Annotated in this window: 4 protein-coding genes and 1 pseudogene; 3 read left to right on the forward strand and 2 right to left on the reverse strand. The window is 71.9% G+C overall.

Translation table 11 applies throughout. From position 1 onward, the window contains the following. A pseudogene (locus tag G6031_RS16300) lies at positions 1-693 on the forward strand (allophanate hydrolase); the annotation flags it as partial. 93 nt (positions 694-786) lie between these two features. Continuing rightward, the gene (locus G6031_RS16305) at positions 787-1,422 is read left to right on the forward strand and encodes a hypothetical protein (RefSeq protein WP_017835462.1); all 636 of its coding nucleotides are present in this window, start codon (positions 787-789) and stop codon (positions 1,420-1,422) included. 3 nt (positions 1,423-1,425) lie between these two features. Here the strand turns inward: G6031_RS16305 and G6031_RS16310 are convergent, their stop codons facing one another. Beyond that, positions 1,426-2,022, reverse strand: a complete 597-nt coding sequence (locus G6031_RS16310) for an HD domain-containing protein (protein ID WP_182653832.1) — start codon at positions 2,020-2,022, stop codon at positions 1,426-1,428. A 251-nt stretch (positions 2,023-2,273) separates the two neighbouring features. Here G6031_RS16310 and G6031_RS16315 point away from each other — a divergent pair, with 251 nt between their 5' ends. Continuing rightward, a complete protein-coding gene (locus G6031_RS16315) occupies positions 2,274-2,582 on the forward strand; it encodes a hypothetical protein (protein ID WP_179524090.1) in 309 nt (102 codons plus the stop codon). A 60-nt stretch (positions 2,583-2,642) separates the two neighbouring features. Here the strand turns inward: G6031_RS16315 and G6031_RS16320 are convergent, their stop codons facing one another. Next, on the reverse strand, positions 2,643-3,701 hold the full coding sequence (locus G6031_RS16320; RefSeq protein WP_182610066.1) for an NAD(P)-dependent alcohol dehydrogenase: 1,059 nt from the start codon (positions 3,699-3,701) through the stop codon (positions 2,643-2,645). Positions 3,702-4,082 lie beyond the last annotated feature (381 nt).

The raw sequence follows: 4,082 nt of genomic DNA on the forward strand, positions 1-4,082 counted from the left end.
CTCGACCGGCTGGGCGCGACGGCACTGCTCGTGCCCACCGCGCCGTTCCACCCGACGATCGCCGAGGTGGAGGCCGACCCGATCGCCCTCAACAGCCGGATGGGGACGTACACGAACTTCTGCAACCTCTTCGACCTGTGCGCCGTGGCGGTACCGACCGGCCAGATCGACGAGGGGGACCGCGGGACGGCGCGGTTCGGCGTGACCGTGGTGGGGCGGCCGTTCCACGACGGACCGGTGGCCGACATCGCGGCCGCCCTCGCCGGGGAGCGTGGGTCCGGGGCGGAACCGCTCGTGCCGTGGCCGTTGCGTGCGGGGGCGCCGGCGGTCGACCTGGTGGTGTTCGGCGCACACCGGCGTGGGGGACCGCTCGAGCACCAGCTCACCTCACGTGGCGCCGCCTGGCGTGGGCCGGTCCGGTCCAGCGCCGACTACCGGATGTACCGCCTCGACACCGAACCGCCCAAGCCTGGGGTCCTGCGTCACCCGGACGGCGCCGCGTTGCTCGGCGAGAGGTGGACGGTCTCCCCGGCGGCGCTCGGCAGCTTCCTCGACCAGCTCCCCAGGCCGATGCAGCTCGGCCGGGTGACGCTCGAGGACGGCACGGAGATGGTCGGCTTCGGTTGCGAGCCCACGGCCGTCACCCCGGAGGCCGACGACCTCACCGAACTCGGGGAGTGGCCCCTCGGGTGAGCTCTGGGCACGGGCGGGCCGATCGTGCGGCGCCGGATACTCTGGGCGTCAGGTCCGCACCCGCCGCGACCTCGAACAGTGAGGTGAGCGCCAGTGAGTCAGCTCGTGTCCTTCTACGAGACCGCACCCGTCACCGACAAGCGCGGTCTGCTCACCGACGTCATCCAACGTCCGATGCAGGTGCGGTCGGGGTATGACGTGGTGGAGGGCGAGGTCGTCCCCCGGGTGGTCTACGTGCAGGCGCCGATCGAGGGCCGCCCGCTGTTGGTGCCGTTCGGCCAGTACGACGCGTGGAGCCTGCGGCAGCGGTTCGAGGAGGCGCTGAGGGTGATGAACACCCTGGGGGCCTGCGAGATCGAGTGCGCCACCTACAGCGCCCGCCGCAACGCCGTCGCCGCCCGGGTGGGGGTGGGACCGATGGCCGGGTGGGGCAAGGTGACCCGCACCCAGAGCACGGACTTCGACTATTCCTTCTCGGGCTCGGGGGCCTCCCCTCGAGACCCCGGGCCGATCCGGTGGACCAACATCCCCGGCCTGGACGCCGCCAAGCAGTCGGTGCTGCTCAACGGCGGACGCCGGGTGGAGATCACGATCGAGTCGGAGTCCGAGTTCGCCGCGGACTCCGACCTCGCCCGGCGCCTCAAGTCCGCCGGCCTGGTTCTCGGCCTCGAGGGGCGGACCCAGGCCAAGACCCTGCTGCGGATCAAGGCCGAGTTCCCGGCGGTGTGACCTTCAGCCGCCGCTCACCGGCGCCAGTGCCGCGACGTCGTCCACCGCCCGGCGGAGCTCACGCGAGGCCGCGCAGTCACCGAGCCGTCGGGTGACCGCATCCGCGATCGACCGGTAGAACCACAGCTTCTCCTGCGGCCCGGCGTTGAAGAGCCCCCACATGTCGTCACCCAGTCGTTCGTGGGCGGCGACCATCGAGCGCAGATTGTGGATCTTGTCCGCCGCCGAGATGAGCAGGCATTCCTCCGAGTCCTCCGCGAGCGCGGCGAGGTACCCCTCCTTGCGCACCCGCCACGGCGGGGTCACCTCACCCGCGGTCTTCTCCTCCGAGACGCCGCGGACGAGCTCGGTGACCCGGTCGCCGAACTCGGCGCTCATGTCATCGGCCGAGTAGACCGACGGCGGGACGTCCTCGAGAACGTCGTGGAGCAGCGCGGCGACCGCCACGTCCCGGTCGTCGGTGAAGTCGGACACGATCATCGCCACCGCCACGGGGTGCGCGATGTAGGGCGTCGGGTCGTCCTTGCGGGTCTGGCCGGCGTGGCAGCGGGCCGCGACCGCGAGCGCGCGGTCGATGGTGGGTGTCCAGGTGAGGGACATGGATGCTCTCCTCTGTGGGAGGGGTCCCGGTGCCGGGCGACGCCACCGGGTCGTGGGACGGGCGCCGGCGACCGGTGGTCCGGCGGCCGGGGAGCGCTGTTCTCCCACACCCCGAGTAGACACCACGGGTACGACAGGTCGGGTGGGTACCGGCCTGTACCGGGTCCGCTGGAACCGACCGGCGGGGTGGGGACGTCGTACCTCATGACCGCGATGCGAGGACGAGATCACGACGACGACGAGGTGAGCAGATGCCCGACGGGACGATCAGAGCCGATGCGGACAGGATCGGGGCCGCCGTCGCGGTGTTCCGCGAGTCCGGTGAGCGAGTCGCGGAAGTGACGTTCCCGCACGTCGCGGCGGGCGTGGCGGCCGCGCTGCCCGGGGGGTCGGCGATCGCCTCAGCCCTGGACCGGGCGTGTGGCGCGGCGGCGGTGTGCGCGACCCGGAGTTCGGGGCGCCTGACCGGGCTGGCGGACTTCGCCGAGCAGGCGCACCGGTTCCTGGAGGCGCGGGACGAGGACTTCGCGGACCTGCTCGCGCAGGTCGCCCCGCGGTGAGTCAGGCCCGTGAGTCCCCGCCCCGGCGAGTCCCCGCCCGGTGGGTCGGGCTGCCGTGGGTCAGAACGTCTTGGCGTCGATGACGAACCGGTAGTGCACGTCCGACCGGACCACGCGGTCATAGGCCTCGTTGATCTTGTCCGCCGAGATGAGCTCGATCTCGGCGGTGATCCCGTGCTCGGCGCAGAAGTCGAGCATCTCCTGGGTCTCGGGGATACCGCCGATCATGGACCCGGTCAGGATCTTGCGCCCGGCGGCGACCGACCCGGCCCGCACCGACATCGGCTCGGTCGGGATCCCGATGTTGACCAGCGCCCCGCGCGGCTTGAGCGTGGCGAGGAACCGGTCCAGCGGCAGGTTCGCGGACACCGTGTTGAGGATGACGTCGAAGGTGCCGCGGAGTTCCCGGAGCGTGGCCTTGCCCTCGTCGCCGGCGGTCGCGTAGTGCTCGACGGCGCCGTACCGCAGCGAGTCGTCCCGCTTGGAGGTTGTCTGCGACAGGACCGTCACCTCGGCGCCCATCGCCACCGCGAGCTTGACACCGACGTGCCCGAGCCCGCCCATGCCGAGCACGGCGACCTTGGTGCCCGGGCCGACGTTCCACTGACGCAGTGGCGAGAACATGGTGATCCCCGCGCACAGCAGCGGCGCCGCCGCGGCCGGGTCGAGTCCGTCCGGAACGGACACCACCATGGGCTCCTCGACCACGATGTGGGTCGAGTACCCGCCCTGGGTGACGGGCCCCTCCGGATGGTCCTCGGGCAGCGGTGAGCCGTAGGTCGCCACAGCCCCGCGCTCGCATTCCTGCTCCTGACCCGCGGTACAGGACGAGCACTCGTGGCAGGCTCCCACCAGGCACCCGACGCCGACGCGATCGCCGACCGTGTACCGGGTGACCTCGGAACCGACCTCTTGGACGATGCCGACGATCTCGTGTCCGGGCGCCACGGGGTAGGCGGTCTGACCCCACTCGCCGCGCACGTGGTGGATGTCGGAATGACAGATGCCGGCGTACTCGATCTCGATGAGCACGTCGGCCGGCCCGGTGTCCCGACGCCGGATGGTGGTCTTCTCCAGAGGCGCGTCCGGTGCGGTGGCGGCGACGGCGGCGACGTCCATGTGATCTCCCTTGGGTCGAGCGGAACGTGAACTGGCTGTTGATCCCGTGTCCCGCCACAGTAGAGGCGATCGCGCCTCGTCCGCCGCGGGCAGGGGGTGGCCGCGGGCGGCGTGATCGCCACCGGCGGGTTGCGCCGCCGACATTGAGCAGACCGAGGCCCCGCTCCGGACCACAGGGAGCGGGGCCGTGTTGCCGTGTCAGATCGACGTCTCGGTGTCAGATCAGCGGATAAAGGGCAACGGAGGCAGCCTGACGCCGGCGGGCAGGGGCAGCTCGAAGTCGCCCATCGAACCGGTCATGAGGACGGCGGTCCCGGCGGTCACCGGTCCGGTGGCACCGCCCGTGGCGCCGGGCGCCGCGCCGCGGCCGTTGGGCGCCTC

It is taken from the genome of Dietzia sp. CQ4 (assembly GCF_014145125.1).
Lineage (GTDB): Bacteria > Actinomycetota > Actinomycetes > Mycobacteriales > Mycobacteriaceae > Dietzia > Dietzia natronolimnaea.